15 protein-coding genes are annotated in these 19,922 nt (G+C 37.4%); 7 read left to right on the top strand and 8 right to left on the bottom strand.

Going from position 1 to position 19,922, the window contains the following annotated elements; all coding sequences use genetic code 11:
- The first annotated feature begins 408 nt into the window (after window positions 1–408).
- Entirely contained in the window at window positions 409–1,599 is a 1,191-nt protein-coding gene (locus P3U61_RS01025; protein WP_014612871.1) for a YbfB/YjiJ family MFS transporter, read from the top strand.
- A 155-nt stretch (window positions 1,600–1,754) separates the two neighbouring features.
- Here P3U61_RS01025 and P3U61_RS01020 read toward each other — a convergent pair whose 3' ends face one another.
- Both P3U61_RS01020 and galU read right to left on the bottom strand, forming a co-directional pair.
- The gene (locus P3U61_RS01020) at window positions 1,755–3,032 is read right to left on the bottom strand and encodes an anaerobic C4-dicarboxylate transporter family protein (protein WP_370863377.1); all 1,278 of its coding nucleotides are present in this window, start codon (window positions 3,030–3,032) and stop codon (window positions 1,755–1,757) included.
- A 219-nt stretch (window positions 3,033–3,251) separates the two neighbouring features.
- Complete coding sequence (gene galU, locus P3U61_RS01015; RefSeq protein ID WP_015729709.1) at window positions 3,252–4,115, bottom strand: UTP--glucose-1-phosphate uridylyltransferase GalU; 864 nt, start codon at window positions 4,113–4,115, stop codon at window positions 3,252–3,254.
- A 378-nt stretch (window positions 4,116–4,493) separates the two neighbouring features.
- Here galU and P3U61_RS01010 point away from each other — a divergent pair, with 378 nt between their 5' ends.
- The 3 genes from P3U61_RS01010 to P3U61_RS01000 are packed head-to-tail and all read left to right on the top strand — an operon-like array spanning window position 4,494 to window position 7,733.
- Window positions 4,494–5,447: an extracellular solute-binding protein gene (locus P3U61_RS01010; RefSeq protein ID WP_015729710.1), complete on the top strand. Its 954-nt coding sequence runs from the start codon at window positions 4,494–4,496 to the stop codon at window positions 5,445–5,447.
- Window positions 5,444–6,997: a sensor histidine kinase gene (locus tag P3U61_RS01005; protein WP_015729711.1), complete on the top strand. Its 1,554-nt coding sequence runs from the start codon at window positions 5,444–5,446 to the stop codon at window positions 6,995–6,997. Before P3U61_RS01010 ends, P3U61_RS01005 begins: the two co-directional genes overlap by 4 nt.
- Entirely contained in the window at window positions 6,990–7,733 is a 744-nt protein-coding gene (locus tag P3U61_RS01000) for a response regulator transcription factor (protein WP_014612866.1), read from the top strand. Before P3U61_RS01005 ends, P3U61_RS01000 begins: the two co-directional genes overlap by 8 nt.
- A 202-nt stretch (window positions 7,734–7,935) precedes the next feature.
- Here P3U61_RS01000 and uhpT read toward each other — a convergent pair whose 3' ends face one another.
- On the bottom strand, window positions 7,936–9,315 hold the full coding sequence (gene uhpT, locus P3U61_RS00995) for a hexose-6-phosphate:phosphate antiporter UhpT (RefSeq protein WP_014612865.1): 1,380 nt from the start codon (window positions 9,313–9,315) through the stop codon (window positions 7,936–7,938).
- A 269-nt stretch (window positions 9,316–9,584) separates the two neighbouring features.
- Here uhpT and P3U61_RS00990 point away from each other — a divergent pair, with 269 nt between their 5' ends.
- The 3 genes from P3U61_RS00990 to P3U61_RS00980 all read left to right on the top strand — a co-directional run bounded on the left by P3U61_RS00990 (window position 9,585) and on the right by P3U61_RS00980 (window position 12,995).
- Window positions 9,585–10,520, top strand: coding sequence for a ketopantoate reductase family protein (locus tag P3U61_RS00990; RefSeq protein ID WP_014612864.1), 936 nt, complete (start codon window positions 9,585–9,587; stop codon window positions 10,518–10,520).
- 491 nt (window positions 10,521–11,011) lie between these two features.
- Window positions 11,012–11,698, top strand: a complete 687-nt coding sequence (locus tag P3U61_RS00985) for an acetolactate decarboxylase (RefSeq protein WP_014612863.1) — start codon at window positions 11,012–11,014, stop codon at window positions 11,696–11,698.
- Window positions 11,699–12,104: 406 nt separating this feature from the next.
- Complete coding sequence (locus tag P3U61_RS00980; RefSeq protein ID WP_015729712.1) at window positions 12,105–12,995, top strand: fructose bisphosphate aldolase; 891 nt, start codon at window positions 12,105–12,107, stop codon at window positions 12,993–12,995.
- A gap of 492 nt (window positions 12,996–13,487) precedes the next feature.
- Here P3U61_RS00980 and adcA read toward each other — a convergent pair whose 3' ends face one another.
- From adcA to P3U61_RS00955, 5 genes are all read right to left on the bottom strand, one after another.
- Complete coding sequence (gene adcA / locus P3U61_RS00975; RefSeq protein WP_015729713.1) at window positions 13,488–15,161, bottom strand: zinc ABC transporter substrate-binding lipoprotein AdcA; 1,674 nt, start codon at window positions 15,159–15,161, stop codon at window positions 13,488–13,490.
- 275 nt (window positions 15,162–15,436) lie between these two features.
- A complete protein-coding gene (locus P3U61_RS00970; protein WP_193594670.1) occupies window positions 15,437–16,129 on the bottom strand; it encodes a type 1 glutamine amidotransferase domain-containing protein in 693 nt (230 codons plus the stop codon).
- Window positions 16,130–16,493: 364 nt separating this feature from the next.
- Entirely contained in the window at window positions 16,494–16,883 is a 390-nt protein-coding gene (locus P3U61_RS00965) for a tautomerase family protein (RefSeq protein WP_015729715.1), read from the bottom strand.
- 115 nt (window positions 16,884–16,998) lie between these two features.
- Window positions 16,999–18,495, bottom strand: a complete 1,497-nt coding sequence (locus P3U61_RS00960) for a sodium:solute symporter family protein (protein WP_015729716.1) — start codon at window positions 18,493–18,495, stop codon at window positions 16,999–17,001.
- Window positions 18,496–18,505: 10 nt separating this feature from the next.
- Window positions 18,506–19,885 (bottom strand): LLM class flavin-dependent oxidoreductase, encoded by a 1,380-nt coding sequence (locus P3U61_RS00955; protein WP_015729717.1) that lies wholly within the window; start codon window positions 19,883–19,885, stop codon window positions 18,506–18,508.
- Window positions 19,886–19,922: the final 37 nt, after the last annotated feature.

The raw sequence follows: 19,922 nt of genomic DNA, 5'->3' as shown, positions 1-19,922 counted from the left end.
CCTGTTTACTAATTTATAAGAAACATTTTATCGTTTTCCATGAACAAACGTCATTCTCTTGAAATCATCCACAAGTCGCAATGCAAAATGACAACATTCAACTTTTATGATTAAATAGCACGTTTAAATGAAAACACTTAAGGTTAATCGTGCAAAGATATCATTTTTTACACTTTTAAAAATATGGACTTTAAAAGAAATACTACAACTCAATCGATATAGGAAGGTTTAATAAGAAAAATCACACCTTTAATGTTATTAACAAACAAAATACTCCAATTTTATTTTTTAAAATGTTGCCAATCATAATTTTATTATAATTAATTCTATAGGTATATAATTCGTTATTTTCATAACCTTAAATTTCGCGTATAATAGGAACATCTTTACCATTTAGGAGGAATCCATTTGAGAGAAATACAAGATCTCAGAATACATGGTTATCGTCAATTAGCATTAGGGATGATAGCACTGTTTATCGTTATTGCGTTAGGCCGTTTTGCTTATACACCGATCTTACCTTTTATGCAGTTGGATACTGGACTGGATAACAAAAGTGTCGGCCTGTTAGCAACATTTAACTATTTAGGTTATTTAATTGGTGCTATGTTACCTATTTTTTACATAATGAAAAATAAAGTTTTCGATTTGAAGTGTTATCTTTTATTAAATGTCGCAACGATGTTATTGTTTGGGGTGACAGATCACTTTGTCATTTGGTCGCTCCTTCGTTTATTAAACGGGATTTCTAGTGGTGCTGTATTTGTACTCGCATCTAATATTGTATTGGAAGCTTTACATTTAGCGCGTCGTGAAGGAATTGCTGGTCTGTTATATAGCGCAGTCGGTCTCGGTTTATTTTCGAGCAGTTTATTTATTTTCCTATATACAGATGTGACCCATTGGCGCGAAACGTGGATTTGGTTAGGCAGTGCCGCTTTCATTTTAACGCTCATCATTATCGTGTGTTTACGTGAAAACCCAACATTACCCGAACCTGCATCTCATAAGGCACATGGTCCCGAGAAAGTGATACGTTATTCTAAAAAGTTTTATATTCCCTTTGCGATTGCTTATTTTTGCGAAGGTGCCGGTTATATCATTACAGGGACTTTTCTCGTTGCAATTGTTAAAACGATGCCCACGTTATCGGAATATGCGGCACTCAGTTGGATGTTTGTCGGACTTGGCGCCATTCCAGCTACTGTCTTATGGTCAATGATTGGTCAGCGCATTGGCATTTGTCTTTCAGTCATACTCGCCTTTTTATTACAAATTGTTGCGGTACTGATGCCTATCTTTACAGTCAATGCCTTTGCGATTGCACTCAGTTCGATGATTTTCGGTGCGACGTTTTTAGGGCTAACGACCCTTTTCATGTCGAAGTCGCACCAGATTACATTTGAAACGAAAGGCAACAACTTAGTCGCAGTAATGACATTGATTTACAGTGTCGGACAAATGATTGCTCCTTACATTTCAGGTATATTAATCGAACGTACGCATAGCTACAATGATGCACTGATCTTTGCTGCCGCGATTTTAGTCGTCGGAATATTGAGTAGTCTGTACAGTAAACGCTATGCCCATCCAATGTAACGTACATTAATATCAAAAACACCCTCAAGCTATCCGCATTTGATAGCTTTGGGGGTGTTTTTGATATGTCTATTGATTCATTGTCCTCTTACGTTAAAACTTCCACAACTCAGAATGTGTAGCACGGTTTAACAATCCAAATCTTTCACTTTTCATTACATGCCTAAAATCGTCTTAATCGTTAATCCTATCACTACAGTTGTTGTAATTAAGAAAAAGCCAGGAATTAAGAAGCTCGTTACTTTTGTTGAACGCGTTTCATCTACATCTACCGCAAATAAAATCGTTGGCTGTGCTGGAATCACAAAGTTGACATTTAACGTTTGCACAATCGCAATGAAAAACATTGGCGGAATGCCTAAACTCAACACAATCGGTACCATAATCGAAGCAGTTGCAGATTGAGAAATGACAATCATTGCTACTAAACCGACTAAGATAATAATGAGCCACGGTGCTTGAGCAATGAGTCCACCAATCCCGTCTTCCATCATGGCACGGTTCGAGGGTGCACTGAATATCGTTGCCCCTAACCAACCAGGCCCTAATACCGCAAAAATTGCACCAATCGCGGCCTGTGTAATATGCGTGGTCAATATTTGGTTCGGTTGGACTTTGACGAGTAGTAGATTAATCATCGCACTCATATACATAAACAATTGCACTAAATCCGTCATTTGAAGTTCGACGACTTTACCATCTACTTGGAATTTCGGTCCAACTTCTGGGAAAATACCGAAGAGCAAAATAAAGCCAACTGCGACGATAAACGCAAATACACCTAACTTCACACGTGTATCATACTGTTTCGTCGTTTCTTCTTGGTCCACAGCCATTTTTTGAAGCATCGTTTGTGCATGTTGTTCATCAATCTTAGTACGGCCGACAAATGTGTTAAAACAACTGAGGACTAACATGCTCAATAATGCAGTCGGAAGTACGATAGAAAGGTATTGCCCCATTGAAATGCCTAAGCCTGCAAATTCTGAAATCATATAGGCTGTTGCTGAAGCTGCTGGACTACAAAGCAATGCAATGTTGGCCGTCAATACAGAAGCGGTCAATGCTTTTTTAGGTTGAATACGCGCCTTTAATGCTGTTTTCGCAATAATCGGTTCTAGTGATAATGCAATATTCGTTGTACCGATACCGAAAACAAACACAAATACAATCATTGGTGCAATAAAAATAATAGATTTCGGAAAACGTTCTATCATTTTGGAAGCGAGGTGCACTAAGTAATCAATCCCACCTGTCGCTTGTAATGTTCCACCAGCAATACCGATAGATAAAATGATCAATACTGCAGTGACTGGTGCTGAGCCCGGTGGTAAACCAAAACCGAAAATCATTACAATTTGGGCTACAAGTGCAAAAATCCCGCAACCGAGTGCCCCAGCAGTACGGAGGCCCAATACAATCGCGAGAATCATTATTAAAATTTCTATCGTAAAAAGAAGCATCTTTTTCTTCCTCTTTTCTAAATTTTCATGTGAACATTCTAACACAGTTACGTTATCACTTTAATATGTAAAACTGCAAATTCATGTCTAAAATAGAACAATTGCATCATATTATTGTCTCATATGAAAAGAACTCGATAGTCACTTTAAATAATTTTTGCATTATTACAATATGTGTTCAACTTGTTATCATTGCACTTCTTTTAAAAATACACGAATTTCGTCAGCCATTTCTGCATCACGTAAAGCAAATTGAATCGTTGTTTTGACGAAACCGACTTTTTCACCCACATCAAATCGCTCACCTTCGAAACGGTAGGCAAATACTTGTTGCGACTGATTTAAACGCTCAATCGCATCGGTTAATTGAATTTCACCGCCAGCTCCCTCTTCTTGATTTTCCAAATAATCGAAAATATCCGGTGTCAATACATAGCGACCCATAATCGCCAAATTAGATGGTGCTGTACCAAAGACTGGCTTTTCAACAAATTGCGTCACTTCATACAAACGTTCTTGTTGATTTTTCGGGTCAACAATCCCGTAACGATGCGTTTCACGTTCAGGCACTTCTTGCACACCGATGACGGATTTACCTGTGCGCTCATATTCTTCCATCAGCTGTTGAATCGCTGGCGTCTCTGATTCGACAATATCATCACCTAGCAATACCGCGAAAGGCTCGTCACCAATAAATTGTTTCGCCGTCCAAATCGCATGCCCTAACCCTTTTTGCTCTTTTTGACGGACGTAAAACATATTCGCCAATTGTGTCGCATGTTGAACCTTTTCTAACAAATCATCCTTGCCTTTTTCAGCCAAGTTCATTTCGAGCTCGATTTGATTGTCAAAATGATCTTCAATCGCACGTTTATGTTTACCAGTAACGATAATAATATCTTCAATGCCCGCACGTACCGCTTCTTCCACAATATATTGAATCGTCGGCTTATCTAAAATCGGCAACATCTCTTTCGGCATAGCTTTCGTCGCAGGTAAAAAACGTGTACCTAAACCTGCTGCGGGAATCACAGCTTTCGTTATTTTCTTCATTGTGAGTTTCACCTTACTTTTCTATTTATTTAACACTCATCAAACTCTAGTCAACTTAATACTTCTCTTTATAAAGTCTATATTGTCATTAGTTTATCATTTCTTTTTTAATAAGCCTAACGTCCTTTAAATGAACATTAAAAATTTCTTACTTCTTGTTCCGCATATCTTTAAAATAAACTTAAAATTTGAGGCCTACTCATGCGTATCACACCGCTTTTATATTTACATGCCCCTGTGACTGTTAAATAACTCCACCAATCTAAATTTCAATCATCCAAAATCATAAGAAAGTCATAATATTAATTTTTTTCTCTACAAATTAAATAAATATTGGTAAGATAAATACAATACTTGAGATAGGAAAGGATTATACGAATGAAAAAATGGTTATGGTGTCTACTCATTATACTTCTTTGTGGTTGTCAACAAGATACATCGAATGCGAACGATACATTAACCATTTATTCCCCCTATCCGAAACATTTGATTCAACCTATACTCAAAGACTTTGAACATCAAGAAAATGTAAAGGTAACAGTCATTGAAGATTCGACACAAGTTTTATTATCAAAAATTCATCAGACGCCGAAACATGGACGCGGAGATATTTTTGTAGGTGGGGTATTAAGTGAAACTATCGAGCATCCCGAAGATTTTGTGCCTTATAAAGCACCAGATCTATCGAAGTTTCGTATTTCATTATCGGACCAACCTATCGTCACACCGTTTATATTAATGCCGACAGTAATTGTTGTGAATACAGACTTACAAGGTGATATTCACATCAATGGCTATACGGACCTTATGCAACCGGCACTCAAACAAAAAGTCGCCTATTCGAACCCTAAAACGACAACGACAGGTTATCAACATATGCGCGGGTTATACCATATTCATAACAATACTGACGCAATTCATCAATTCCGCCAACAAGCAGTGGCGCTTTCTAAGTCTTCTGATGTCATTGCCCAAGTAGCTCAAGGACGGTATTATGCTGGACTCAGTTACGAACAAGATGCGCGCACCTGGCTTCAAAAAGGCTATCCGTTAAAAGTCATCTATCCGGATGAAGGTACAGTGCTCAATATAGACGGTATTGCGTTAGTGAACAGTCAACACCCGCACCCTAAAAGAACTGCACTCATACATTACTTAACAAGCTACACTGTACAACAACGGTTAGCCCAGGAAAATGGGGTAAAACCGATACGTCGTGATGTCTCAGAAATCAAAGAACCCGGAATTGCTCAATTACGAGATATTCCAGTCATCCCTGAAACTGCATTGCCACATGAAACTCATCAAAAATTTTTGGAGCGTGTAGAATGAAAACGTATCAACCTTATCGTTATCAATTGCGTCGTTCGCTGTTTATTTCGACGATTTTGCCTGTTTTCCTTGTGATTTTACTTGGACTCGTCAGTTTTTACACTTTATATATTTGGGTGGAACATCGACACATTCACCAACATTTGCACGAAGCTGAACATGATTTAGCGCATACTGAAAATCAAATAAAAACGACCCTTCAAACCGAAAAATCGACATTGAAACAACTCGATTTATCCAAAAAGTCTGATGTGACCACTTTCAAACGTCTATTACTTGAACTTGTGCATCAACAGCCAGGTACGGTCTATTACGTGGTCGATAATGGTAAGACATCTATTACGAACAATTATGAAAAGAAAGATGTCCATCAGTTGTACTTAATGCATCAACAACGTATTCAACTGTTGCACGAAAGTGTCGCACTGTCTTTCTACCTTGCTCAAACGCCACATATAGAAGAAATTCAAGACCGCTATGGTCATACAACTTTGATTTTGGATCGCTTTGATAATATTTTGTATTCCAACTCGGAACATTTTCACGTTGATGATGCTTTTCCACCCCCACCATTCGGCTTTATATCAGAACGTATTCGCCTGAACGATAAAGGTGAACAAATGATTCAATTTAAAGATATCCACGATGCATTAGAAGATGGTCTACGGTTGTTAGCCATTATTTGTATTGCTTTCGTGCTGTTAATGATTTTTGGTTTTATGAATGCACATCGCATGGCCAAACGCCAAACACGTGATATCGAATTAATGATTGATCGTATCAACCAAGCACAACGTCGTGAACTCGGGGCATATCAACCTTTAGGCCAACCGAGTGAACTTGAAGATATCAACACTTATATTTATGAATTAGTCGAATCAAACGAAACACTCATTCACTCAATTGAACAGACAGAACAGCAATTACGGAAAATACAATTAAAGGAAATCGAGCGTCAATTCCAACCCCATTTCCTCTTTAATACGATGCAAACGATACAGTATTTAATTACACTGTCACCGCATCAAGCACAAAAAGTTGTACAACAGTTGTCACAAATGTTGCGTTATACATTGCGCGTCAAGACGGACAAAGTGCCATTAAAAGAGGAGCTTGCTTATATTCAAAAATATGTCACCATTCAAAACATCCGCTTCGATGACAGTATTACGTTAAATATAGATATGGACCATCGTCTTGAAAATGAGCTGATTCGTAAAATGATGATTCACCCTTTAATTGAAAATGCAATTAAGCACGGTCGTGAATCCGAACCTTTAATCATCACGATACGTATTAAGCAAACTGCCAAATATTTACGTATTTTCGTCCATGATAATGGGATGGGTATGACAGTGGACAGACGTGCGCAAGTGAGACAAATGTTGCAAGAAAATGTATTTGATACGTCACATTTAGGTTTGAATCACCTTAACCATAAAGTACAAATTCAATATGGTGTACGTGCAAGATTGAGAATTTTTTCAGCTTATCAACAAGGGACATTAATCGCATTTCAACTACCAAGAGAGGAGCAAACTGATGTATAAAGTGGTCATTTGTGATGATGAACGTATTATTCGTGAAGGACTGAAGCAGGCAATCTCGTGGGAAGACTATCATTTTCATGAAGTTTGGCTCGCTAAAGACGGCATCGAAGGGTTGTCACTGATTCGAGAACATCAACCCGACCTTGTGATTACAGACATTCGTATGCCGCGTATGGATGGGGTCGAACTGTTAGAAGCGATTAAAGACTTGCCGTGTCAGAAGATAATTTTATCGAGTTATGATGATTTTGAATATATGCAAGCAGGGATTCATCATCACGTGTTAGATTATTTATTGAAACCGATTGATTCAGAGCAGTTAAATCAACGTTTGGCGCAATTTGTTCCACATGCACACGAGCAAAAAACAACAATGACGACAACATTACCTATATTTCAACCGTTAATGAAATTAGAGTATCCTGACTATTACGTCAATTACGTTGTTCAACATATCCATCATCATTATGATCAAAAATGGCAAAGTAATGCATTAACCACAGAGCTCGGCGTGAGTGAATCTTATTTGATGCGGATTTTTAAAACCCATGTCGGAATTACGATGTTAGATTATTTAAATCGTTATCGGATTTATCAAGCGATGTCATTGTTGCAAAGTGGGGATAAACATTATGAAATTGCCCATAAAGTCGGTTTTTCTGATTACAAAAGTTTCAGTTATCATTTTAAAAAGTATTTGAAAATGTCACCACGAGAATACGTGAATTCAAAATAATGTATGAACACTGAGTATGATTCACCACTTCATTCACTGATGACATCTACTTGCACAAAACTTTTTATAAGTGATTCGTCGTGACTCGAATGCAGGCTAACTTCTGTCATATTAAACATGTAAAGTTATGTAAAAGCACATCTATTAATCAAAAAAACTAAGGGGCTTAGACGATTGAACGTCTAAGCCTCCCAATTGTACATTAAATATTTAAACTTCTAATTTTCTTTTCTTCAAAATAAGCAACAAAACCGAGTAGAATAATACCTATAAAGAGTGCGGCATAAAAGACGATAAAGACATCTGTCCAACCACTTAATGTATAACCAAATACTGTTAATCCGTTGCGCTGAGGATCTGCAATCGCTGCAAGTCCAACTTTCGCCATTGAATCACCAAATAAATACGCAAATGAGCCGGTCATCCCATTCGCTACACTAATCGCATTTTTAGGTACAAAGCCTGTTAATGCAACACCAATTAATAATTGCGGTCCGAAAATAAGTGCACCTAAAGCGAATAATGAAACGTTAACCATTGTCACACTTGTTGCATGAGTGTAGAAATGCACAACAAATGTAATTAAAAACATACATCCGATTGCTACAACGGCACGACGTCCTTTGAGTAAATCCGACACATAACCCCATAATAAACTTGCGACTAATGCGCCAATTTCAAAGTAAAATATCGTATTTACCGCATCTGCCTTATCAAAATGAAGGTATTCCGATACGTACAATGGCGCCCAGTTGTCGATACCAATTCTTACGATATAAACAAATACGTTAGATACACACAAAATCCAAATCACAGGATTCTTTAAAATATATTTCGTGAAAATTTGCCATTTCGTCATGTCTTGTGCATCAATATTTTCTTGTTCGACAGGCTCTTCCCAAATCTCTTCTGCACGATTCCAACCGAGTTCTTCAGGATCATCCTTACCGATAAAGAGTGTCGCTATCCCAATTATCAACGCGATGACTGATGGGAACACAAACATTCCAATGACACTACCATGGAAGAAAACGTTCGCTCCCCATAACGCAAGACCCCCTGCAATGGCACCACCAATATTATGTGATGTATTCCAGAAACCTAAATAACGACCGCGCTTTGTACGTGGTGCCCAGCGTGATATCGTTGAGTAACTTGCTGGCCCACCGACCGATTGGAATATCCCATTTAATCCCCATAAAACAATTAATAAGCCCATTACAGAACCGAAGTAACTTAATACAAATCCCATAATTAAAACGACTGTTGCAGATAAAACAAGTAAAAAGGAAATGATTTTTTTCGTATTACGACCATCTACAAAATAGCCGAGTAATGTCTTCCCTAATCCATATGTAATACTAAATGCTAAACCGATATACCCGAGTTGTAACGTCGTCAATCCAATCTCTTCTTTAAGTAAAGGTTGCGCCGCCTTAAAGTTATTACGAATCAAGTACATCGCCATGTAAGCGAAAAACACAACGAAGAAAGCTTGCAAGAAATAACGTAGCCAAAGTTTACGTTGCATTGAAAGCGAAATCCCTTTGTTAGGGATCTTTTGAATGTCGAAAAAGTTCATGTGGTTCACCTCTGTCTTCATTTGACTTCACTATAGCACCTGATGAAAGCGCTTAATATCCTAAAAATTATCGTTTTATCCGAAATACTGAACAAAGGCATTGAACTGAATGCGTTAATCTACACATTGGGCTTTCTTGTAGCAAATTTCAATATTTCATCACATATAATACTAATTTTCGAAAGTCTCTGTAACTTTTTATTGACGGATACAAAAAGTGAAATCTAAACTTAAGTTGTAACTAATTTTATATAAGGAGGCATTGTTTTATGAAAAAAATTGCTATTGCTGGTGCAGGGGCTATGGGTGGACGTATCGGGAGCCAAATTAAAGAAGCCGGCTATGATGTGAAATTGATTGATATGTGGGAAGAACATGTGAATACAATCAATGAAAAAGGACTTGAAATCCAAACAGAAACCGATACTTACACGCTAGAGATTCCTGCTGTTTTGCCACACCAAGTAAACGAAACATTTGATTTAGTGATTATTTTGACGAAATCAATGCAAGCTAAACAAATGTTACGTACACTATACGACAACAAAGCAATCAATGAAGATACCGCTCTATTGTCTATGATGAATGGTTTAGGTCATGGCGATCGTCTCTCTGCTATCGTTCCAAAAACACAAATTTTCTTAGCAGTAACAATGTGGACAGCTGGTTTGCGTGGACCAGGTCAATTGTTATTAGAAGGACAAGGTTCTATTGAATTCCAACGTGCTGATGGTCAAGCGGATGAACGTACAGAACGTATTAATCAAGTGTTTAATGATGCAAAATTAAACGCTAAAATTAGTGACAATGTATTTAAGTCAATTTGGAGTAAAGCGACATTAAACAGTGTTTTAAACCCGCTCTGTACGATTTTAGACAAAACCATTAATGAATTCAGTCAATATGAAAAAGCACGTGACATTGTCGAACCTCTCATTGGAGAAATTGTCGCAGTTGCAGAAGCGCGAGGTGTCTCACTAAGTGCAGCAGCATTGCTTGATAAAATTGAAGCGGCGTATCCAAATGAAGCACAAGGTTTACACTATCCTTCGATGCATCAAGATTTGTACAACGGGCGCTATACAGAAATCGACTACTTGAACGGTCAAATCGCAAAGTACGGTCGTGAGCTCGGTATTGCTACACCGAATAACGAAATGCTGACGCACTTGATTCATGAATTAGAAATGAAACACGTGAAATAATCAACGACATTTTAACCATCTTGAATGAGGTAAGTAAGTTGGCCAAGGCGTTCCTCTTTTTTTACCCCAATAGGTCAACATACTTACCTTTTTATACTTTATTATTTTTAACTCTCTCTAAAATCTCACTGTTGAAATTCATATGAAGCGGTTAAAACATATTGCGTTGGATTTTGTACACTCGACGCATGAAAATGGTTCACACAACTACAGAAATGTATATAATTTTTAGTTCAAATTTTGACATTAAAAGCCTGATAATCAGCGCATTATGCCATTGCCAGAAAATTTATGTCATTTTTTTCAGAAAATTATGTTGATTTTTTTACTGCCGGCGTTTATACTCTTTACATAGCAAGCAACAAAATATATTTTAAAATCTTATTCGTCGACGAAGCGCTTTGCTATCTTTGGCCAATGAGGCACAGTATTAAAATAGGAAGTCTGCGATATTTCAGATTGTATTGAGAAATAAAAAGGAGGCTGATCCAATGAAAGAATATCGTCACTATATTCATCAAGTTGGCACGATGAAATCATTATTAGAAGGTCACCTAGAGAGTGAAGTCACGATTGCTGAACTGTTACGTTACGGTGATTATGGCTTCGGCACATTGAATCATGCAGATGGCGATTTTGTGATTATTGATGGTCAGCCCGTTCATATGAATCAGTTTGATGAGCATCACGGACTTAATGGTAGAGAGAAAGTACCGTATGGCGCCATTTACCGTGACCGTGCTCAATTGACTTTTGACATCACTGACATGCATCATACCTATGTTTTTGAAAGAATCAAACAAAAGTTCGAAAGCAATCAGTTGTTTTCCATAACAAGAATACACGGTGACTTGAGTGATTTACATCTCAGCATTTATGAAAAACACCCAGTCATCGAACCATCATCTCAACACATACAACCGATTACTTTATCCGAAGTTGAACGTACAATTCGTGAAATCAAAGGCACTATTTTAGTTCTATTTACACCCCATGAGCTGAGTGGTATTCATCCGCCTGGGTTTAGCGCCTATTTCGTTTCAGAGCACCATCATATCGTTGGAAAAGTGATGAGCTTTAACGTTGTAGCTGCGCGTGCATCATTCCAAAGTTTTGACGGTTTCTCAGTAATCTGTCCAACCGTTGAACCATTGTTTATTCCATATTTCCCTGAATAAACAAACATTAAGTATTTGACACGATATCATATGACGCCTTAGCAAATAAATCATAAGAAAGATGAGTTTCCACCAAAATCGATGCAGTGAAAGTATTCAAAATTTATTCCATCATCAATGTCAGATGACTTGTCTTGAATTAAATGAAATGCGCAATTTTAGACGTCAGCCATGTATCCGCTGCTGTACCATGCATATTCCAACAATGCGTGGTGCAGTGGTTTTTTATTTCCTCACATTTACCTTTCTTCAAAATGTTCACTTTATAGACAAAATCCTCTGGTGCCTGCTATGACAGCGTTTTATCGCTACTTTTTTCAATTTTTAGATTTCTCATTTCATTTGAATCTGTTATCATAATTCGTCATACTAGATGTAGAAAAATGTTTCAAGGAGGAAAGTCAGTATGAATCAAGAACAATTTGATAAAATTAAAAATGGAAATGGTTTTATCGCAGCCCTTGACCAAAGTGGTGGTAGTACACCTAAAGCGTTACGTGGCTACGGTGTTTCAGAAGATCAATACACTAATGATGACGAAATGTTCAACCTCGTTCATGACATGCGTACGCGTATTGTGACTTCTCCGTCATTTACTGCAGATAAAGTGCTTGGTGCGATTTTATTCGAACAAACGATGGATCGTGAAGTAGAAGGTAAGCACACTGGTGAATATTTAGCTGACAAAGGTATTGTGCCTTTCTTAAAAGTAGATAAAGGGCTTGAAGATAAAGAAAATGGCGTTCAACTCATGAAGCCTATTCCTGAATTAGACAGCTTATTAGATCGTGCGAATGAACACAAAATCTTCGGTACAAAAATGCGTTCTAACATTTTAGAATTCAATAAAGAAGGTATCGACGCTGTTGTTGAACAACAATTTGGGATTGCACGCCAAATCATTTCAAAAGGTCTCGTGCCAATCATCGAGCCTGAAGTGAATATTGATGCAGAACAAAAAGCCGAAATTGAAGCTTATTTAGCTGAATCTATTCAAAAACAATTAGACAAACTTGGTTCTGAAGATTATGTGATGTTAAAGATTACCATTCCAACTCAAAAAAATCAATATCAATCATTAATCAACCATCCAAATGTAGTTCGTGTGGTGGCATTATCAGGGGGTTACAGCCTTGAAAAAGCGAATGAGTTCTTAAAAACAAATCACGGCTTGATCGCAAGTTTCTCACGTGCATTAATTAATGACTTACGTGTGAGCCAATCTGACGAAGAATTTGATCGCTTATTAGGCCAAACGATTGATGCCATTTACGACGCATCAGTCAATAAAGTCTAAGTGGTATGGCTCAGTTTTTAACTCATCCCTAAAACTCAATTATGGATAGCGCTCATTTTGCTTAATGTTGAAATGATGACGTTATCCATATTTTTATTTTACAAATTGGCTACAATTCAAAATATACTCACACGCATTAACGCGCTCTGCCATCTCATTTTCAGTGTATGACATCCGTTTTAAAAGATTATTGCTATATTCAAATTATCTTGTATTTCATCCTATCAATTTTAAAATTTGATACAGTTACATACAGAAAAAGCAGGATGATATTTTCATAATGAAAAAATGGATAGCGGCTTGTTAATATGCAGTCAATCCAACAGAGCTATTCGAGCCAAAAAAAGCATAAAATTAAACGATAGAGAAGAAGCGGCCTACGTTAAACAATCAGTCTTTCTTGTTGCTCAATGTAGAAGCAACCCAACCACCTCAAACATCAAAAGAACCAGAAGAGATACACGTCTCGTCCGGTTCTTTTATTAAATCATATTAATGCTCTAACATTTCATCTTTAACTTGTTCTTTTGTAAGATTAGCTGGATAATATGTTGGCCAATTTTCTAACTCTTTCAATACTTTCTCACGGTCATTTCCTGTAAAGATATGGAAATGTCCTGTTTTCGTAGGCGCAATGTTATGATCGCTAAATTGTACATATTTTGGTAATCCTTCTGACGCGTCACCTTCAAGTTTGAAAGTATAACGCACACCACGGTTGCCACCCTCATATTGCAAAATGTCTTTACCATCATACGTATATGTGCCTGTCATAGACTTACCATTCTTTGTAAAAGTAATTTGATTATCTGTAATCTTAATCTTTTCTACATCAGTTTTGTAACCTTTATCATAATAAGCTTTGTACTCTTTTGCAGATTTGTCACCTTTGTCTTCTGCTTTATGTTCAAAAACTTCATCGAGCGTACCATCTTTTAGTAATGGATAAACTGATTGCCATTCACCAGCATAGTCAGATAAATCACGATCTTTCACTTGATCGTCTTTGAAATAGCCATCTTGAATCGCTTTGCTGTGTTTATTTGCTGCTTTATCGTCTTCTACTTTAATTTTGTCGTTGAGCGCTTTTTCAATGTTTTTCACATTTTCTTTCATCAATGATTGATAAGTAGCATCTTTCGCTTGGTCTTTAGATACAGCTTCCATATTATTAAATTTCAATGGTTTCGCATCTGTTTCTTTACGAATCGTATCTGTCACCTTGTTTGCAACGTTTTCTTCGTAAAGAATATATTTCGCACCCGTTTCATTAATTTCTTTCACAATTTCAGTCAATTCTTTTTGTGATGGGTCTTCAGCATTTAAACTTTGAACGCCTTTTTGTACAAAACCATAACGATCAGCTAAATAACCTAATGATTCATGTGAAATAAATACCGCATGACCTTGATGATCTTTTGTCACATCTTTTAACTCTTTATCAATGCTGTCTAAATCTTTTAATACTTTGTCTGCATTTTTATCATATTCTGCTTTATGTTTAGGGTCACGTTTGCTTAAATCATCACGAATTGCAGATACGAATTTTTTATCTAATTGTGGATCTAACCATACGTGTGGATCATAACCCCCATGATGATGGTGGTGCTCATGTTCATCATGCGCTTCACTGTGCTTGTGTCCCTCTTCCCCATGCTCTTCATGTTCACCGTGTTCTTCATGCTCACCATGTTCTTCATGCTCACCGTGTTCTCCATGCTCACCATGTTCTTCATGCTCACCGTGTTCTTCATGTTCACCATGTTCTTCGTGCTCACCATGTTCATGTTGGTCTGTTAATAAAGTGGCTTTATCTAAACTACTTTCTAATGATAATTTATGATCATCTTTCTTAATCGCATTTGCTACTTTTTTCGCTACAGGGTCTAGATCATCACCAGTATAAATGAATAAATCAGACTTGCTTGCATCGATAATATCTTTTTGTGTCGGCTCAAAGCTATGCAAGTCTGCCCCTTTCGGATAAATAGAATCTACTTCAACATGCTCACCACCAATTTGTTTAACAAACGATTGTAATGGGAAAACCGTCGTTGTTACTTTTAATTGGTCGTTTGATGATGCTTTATCGTCACCTTGACCACAAGCCGCTAACATAGAACCCGACAATACCACAGTCGCTAATAATTTGAAACTTTTTTTCATGATGTGGTCTCCTCCTAAAATAGTAATGATTTCGATTTAAAATTATACGCTAAACATTTCATAAGCGCAATATGCATTTTTAAAATCATTATTTTCTAAAAATGAGAAATTGCAAGATGTATTGTGTTTAAAGTGTATCTTTTTCATTAAAATCATCACAGGTTAGGATGGTCATATTTTTACGACAAGATACTAAAAAAGTGAAATAAAAAGCCGTTTGAGTGGCTCTTTTATTTCACCTCAACTCTTTAAGTCCTATTCTAATTTTTTTGTTTTCACTTCACATCTAATCTGAGTTTAATTGCTTCACCTACATCACGTGCTGACGCTGGGTTTTGTCCTGTAATTAATTGTTCCTCTTCAACGACAAAGCTTTTTAATGGTATGATGCTTTTTTGGTAAAGTGCGCCTTTTTCTTTTAATGCGGTTTCTAACTGATATGGTACTTGTTTTTTACGTCGCGCTATACTTTCTTCTCGATTTGAGAAACCTGTCAACTTCTGACCTTCTATAAGAAAATGATCGTTTGGGCGCTTAATTTCAAGTAAAGCACTCGTACCATGACAAACTGAAGAAACGAGACCCCCACGATCGTAAATGTCGTTTACCGCACGGGCAATCGTATCATGTCCTCGGAAGTCATACATCACACCATGGCCACCGGTAAAATAAATCACATCATACTGTGTCACATCTGCTTCATCAATGGATGGTGAATCGTGTAATTTTCGCATAAAAGTTTCATCTTCATAATATTTTTTGGTCAAACGATCTAACGTCACTTTATTCATACTGACAGGATCTATTGGCGTTTCGCCTCCGTTGATATTGTATATATCCAATTGATAATTCGGATTATTTTGGAATACATCATAAAAATGCACAAGTTCGCTTAACCATAAACCTGTTGGTAAATCAAAGCCATCAAATTGATCATAACTCGTATTCACAATCATTATTTTTTTCATTTTGAACACATCTTTCGTCTTTTTCACTATTATAACGAACTTTTCTCTATGCACTTAATACGATGCTTAACGACTATGATTTCAGACCTCATGACGGCAGTGATTAGAGTGAAAAGCACCTGAGATTCAATAAAAAGAACTGTAAAATCTTTTCTAATCATCAGATTTTACAGTTCATCGCTATGTGTTGTCTGAATACGTTTGTTGGCATTTAACGTTTGCTTAGTTGTAGACTACTAATTTTTCTTACTCAACCATATAATTTGCAGTGTTGATGAATTTATATGCTTACCACTGAACTCTTTTACCAATCAATACAACTCAAGAGAGCAGAGAGATTTTAGATGATATTTTTCTTGTCATATTATAAGTCTCCATTCAAGAATTGCGCCTCCCCATTGAAAAAGCTCCAATTCTCATCTGTGTTTTCTACAAGAGTAATGATTACGTCTTCTTTTCGAATGCCTAATTTTAGATGTAATATTTCTACTAGCTTGCGATAAAAAATCGTTTTTTGTTCTTGCGTTCTTGGGCGCGTGATAAGTGTAAAAACTAACACATCCGTCGTCCGTTCTACGCCTAAACCTGTATCTAAGATTTGCATCTCATACGCTTCGTGTTGTGTCACAATTTGATAGCGATCCCCTACTGGTGCATGAAAGGCTTCTAGCATCACTTCATATGAAATATCCAAAACCTCCTTAATATAATCTTTGCTTTTTCCTTTAATCAAATCAATTTTAATTATTGGCATTAATCATTCTCCTTTTCGTCATGATTTGAGTAACCCCATTTTAATGCGAGAAGTAGTCCAACAAATATCCCTATATAACCATATAGCCAAATGGATAACATTTCATTTACAAACATTATGCTTCCCCCTTATCTACAGAAAGTTGGCTAGCACGATGGTGCATGACAGATGACATCACTGTAATTGCCAATATGCCTAATATTGTTGCGATAGCCCCAGCAGACATTGTACTTGGGATGACACCACCAAAATAAATAACGAGATAGGAAACTAAGCCTACAACCATCGATAGTTCTGCTGCACGGCCAGGTGCTTTTCGTTTCGCATATACCGCATGCAAAATAGGACCCATTGTACCGGCTGCAATACCCGAAATCCCAATCCACATGAAGTCACTCATATAGAGCGGTGGCTTCAAAACTAATAAAAACGATAAAAGTCCTACAACCGGCACAGAAACACGACTAATGCGAAAAGCAATTCGATTGGCTTTCTCTTCTTCAAGACTCACCCACTTCTGTTTGACAATCAGTTTTAAAAATAAATCATTCGCAAACACTGTAGAAATTGAAACAAACAAACCATCTGTAGTTGACATGGCTGCTGCCAATATAACGACACCGAATAAAGCAACAATGCCAGCAGGGAATGCCCACTCAATATATTGTAATAGGGCTAAATCTGAACTCTCAACTTGCCCACCTAATGCCACACGACTGAAAATACCGCCAAAAAGAACAAGTAAACAGATTGACATTACAAAAATATAAGTTCGAATCATGCGTCCTAAATCTTTTTCACTTTTTAAACCTAAAATTTTATTAAATAAGTGGGGCGCTGATGCAAAAGCCCATTGAATAATAATCGCGCCGATAATCATTGTAAAAGAGTGAAAGTGAACAGAGTCAGGATTAAAAACTTGGACTAAGTAATGATTTTGGTGGTTTAAGTTTTGTACAATACCCGAAAACGTATCATGGATGCTCCCCTTCCAAAATAGCACAATGCCAGAGATAAAAATGGTGAGACCAGCTACTGCCATCATGATAACTTGTAAGGCATCTGTATAAATATCTGCAAGTGCACCACCTACGTATACATAAAGCACAACAATGACTGTGATAACAATTAAACTTGAAAAGTAACTCATACCGAGTAAATATTTAAAAATCAAAGCGCCTGCGACAAGCTGACTTGCGATATAGAAAATATTAAATAATAAGATCATAGCTGTCCCAACACGTAAAATAGAACTGTCATAAAAATCGCCCAACCAATCTGGTAGTGAGAGGGATTGTTGTGTTGTGTTTAATGATCTGACTCTTTTAGCGACCATTAAAACGCCTGTAGGTCCACCGATAAACATCGCTAAAAATAACCATAAATTATTGAGGCCCCACGTATACGACCATCCTGGATAACCTAGAAAGGTTGCAGCACTTAAATACGTCGCTGCAAAAGACAAGCCTAGCGTACGTGGTCCAATCCTTCCAAAGCCCGTCGCAAAATCTGAAATACTTTTCATCTTTCTAGAACTGACAAAACCTACCGTAATCATGAGCGCCATAAAAACAATAAAGCCTATCCATGTATACACTTTAACGTCATTCATAATCATCCCCCTATATTTGTACTAAATTGACTTTTTTATTTCGCGCGGGATGTGTCGGTTTCACTTTCGTATGGCCTTTGCCAAACATGTTTTCACGTAAAGTTTCACCTTCATATTCTGTACGATATATACCTCTTTTTTGTAATTCAGGGATGATGAAGTCCACAAATTCTTCAAACGTACCTGGAGAATAGGCTTGTGCAATATTAAAACCGTCTGCACCGCCTTCATTCGCCCACAATTCCAATTGATCAGCAATTTGTGTTGGTGTGCCAATGAACTTAGCCGTCCCATTACCGAGCCCGTGGTTTTTCACCGCTTCCCGCAATGTCCATTTTCGATGTGGATCTTTTGTATACAAATTAAGATTGCCTTGCATCGCTTCTGTCTCTATATTTTCGATATATTCATCTGGATCATACTGAGAAAAATCAATACCCGTATGTCCGCTTAACAATGCGACTGAACCTTCATAACTGACTTCATTTTGCAGTGCTTCATATTTTTCATAAGCCTCTTCTTCAGTTTCACCGATAATAGGTAAAACCATTGGAAAAACAAGGATATCTTCACCATTACGGCCAAATTGTTGTGCCCTTGTACGAATGTCTGTGACATATGCTCGTAATGATTCAATAGAGGTATGTTTAGTAAACACAGCCTCTGCATGCTTCGCAGCAAACGTTTTACCTTTTTCGGAGGCACCAGCTTGAAATAAAACAGGTGTTCTTTGAGGGGAAGGCTCTACAAGATGCGGTCCAGGTATATCGAAAAATGTACCTTTATGGTGAATCGCATGAACTTTGGAAGGATCAGCATACGTATCTGTCTCACGCGTTTTAACAACTGCATCGTCCTCCCAACTGTCTTCCCACAGCTGATAACTCACTTGCAAGAATTCGTCAGCACGACTGTAACGCAGCGCTTTAGGCAAGCGTTCTTTTAAACCTAAGTTCACTGCCTCGCTTTCTAAATAAGACGTCACAACATTCCAACCTAATCGACCATTTGTCAGATGATCGAGTGTAGACAATTGACGGGCTAGTTTATACGGTTGTGCATAAGTAGTAGAAACAGTAGGTGCAATACCAATATGCTCCGTTACTGCTGCAATAGCAGAAACGAGTGGGATAGGGTCGTGTGCGGGGAGTTGAACTGCGTGTTTCACTGCGGCGTCATGGGACTGATTATAAACACTATAAGTACCTAATACATCAGCAATAAAAATACCATCAAATAAACCACGTTCTAAAGTTTGAGCTATATTCGTCCAATATTTTAAATTGTGGTGTGTCGCTCCTTTATCTTTTGGGTGTTTCCATAAACCTGCAGCATGGGGAGCGGGAGAGTTTTGGACGAATCCGTTAAAATGAATTTGTTTTCGTGTCATGAACATTACCTCCTAAAAATAGGAAGATAAGGCATAG

Origin of the sequence: Staphylococcus pseudintermedius (genome assembly GCF_034042775.1) — a bacterium.
Lineage (GTDB): Bacteria > Bacillota > Bacilli > Staphylococcales > Staphylococcaceae > Staphylococcus > Staphylococcus pseudintermedius.
The sequence above is the reverse complement of the archived record's forward strand: the minus strand, read 5'-3'. Positions and strand labels throughout refer to the sequence as shown.

Excerpts from the sequence above, each read along its gene's own strand:
- P3U61_RS01000 (WP_014612866.1), top strand. The coding sequence starts at position 6,990 with ATGTATAAAGTGGTCATTTGTGATGATGAACGTATTATTCGTGAAGGA.
- P3U61_RS00955 (WP_015729717.1), bottom strand. The coding sequence starts at position 19,885 with ATGACACGAAAACAAATTCATTTTAACGGATTCGTCCAAAACTCTCCC.
- P3U61_RS01005 (WP_015729711.1), top strand. The coding sequence starts at position 5,444 with ATGAAAACGTATCAACCTTATCGTTATCAATTGCGTCGTTCGCTGTTT.
- P3U61_RS00990 (WP_014612864.1), top strand. The coding sequence starts at position 9,585 with ATGAAAAAAATTGCTATTGCTGGTGCAGGGGCTATGGGTGGACGTATC.
- adcA (WP_015729713.1), bottom strand. The coding sequence starts at position 15,161 with ATGAAAAAAAGTTTCAAATTATTAGCGACTGTGGTATTGTCGGGTTCT.
- P3U61_RS01020 (WP_370863377.1), bottom strand. The coding sequence starts at position 3,032 with ATGATTCTCGCGATTGTATTGGGCCTCCGTACTGCTGGGGCACTCGGT.
- P3U61_RS00970 (WP_193594670.1), bottom strand. The coding sequence starts at position 16,129 with ATGAAAAAAATAATGATTGTGAATACGAGTTATGATCAATTTGATGGC.
- P3U61_RS00985 (WP_014612863.1), top strand. The coding sequence starts at position 11,012 with ATGAAAGAATATCGTCACTATATTCATCAAGTTGGCACGATGAAATCA.
- galU (WP_015729709.1), bottom strand. The coding sequence starts at position 4,115 with ATGAAGAAAATAACGAAAGCTGTGATTCCCGCAGCAGGTTTAGGTACA.
- P3U61_RS00965 (WP_015729715.1), bottom strand. The coding sequence starts at position 16,883 with ATGCCAATAATTAAAATTGATTTGATTAAAGGAAAAAGCAAAGATTAT.
- P3U61_RS01010 (WP_015729710.1), top strand. The coding sequence starts at position 4,494 with ATGAAAAAATGGTTATGGTGTCTACTCATTATACTTCTTTGTGGTTGT.
- P3U61_RS00960 (WP_015729716.1), bottom strand. The coding sequence starts at position 18,495 with ATGAATGACGTTAAAGTGTATACATGGATAGGCTTTATTGTTTTTATG.
- P3U61_RS00980 (WP_015729712.1), top strand. The coding sequence starts at position 12,105 with ATGAATCAAGAACAATTTGATAAAATTAAAAATGGAAATGGTTTTATC.
- uhpT (WP_014612865.1), bottom strand. The coding sequence starts at position 9,315 with ATGAACTTTTTCGACATTCAAAAGATCCCTAACAAAGGGATTTCGCTT.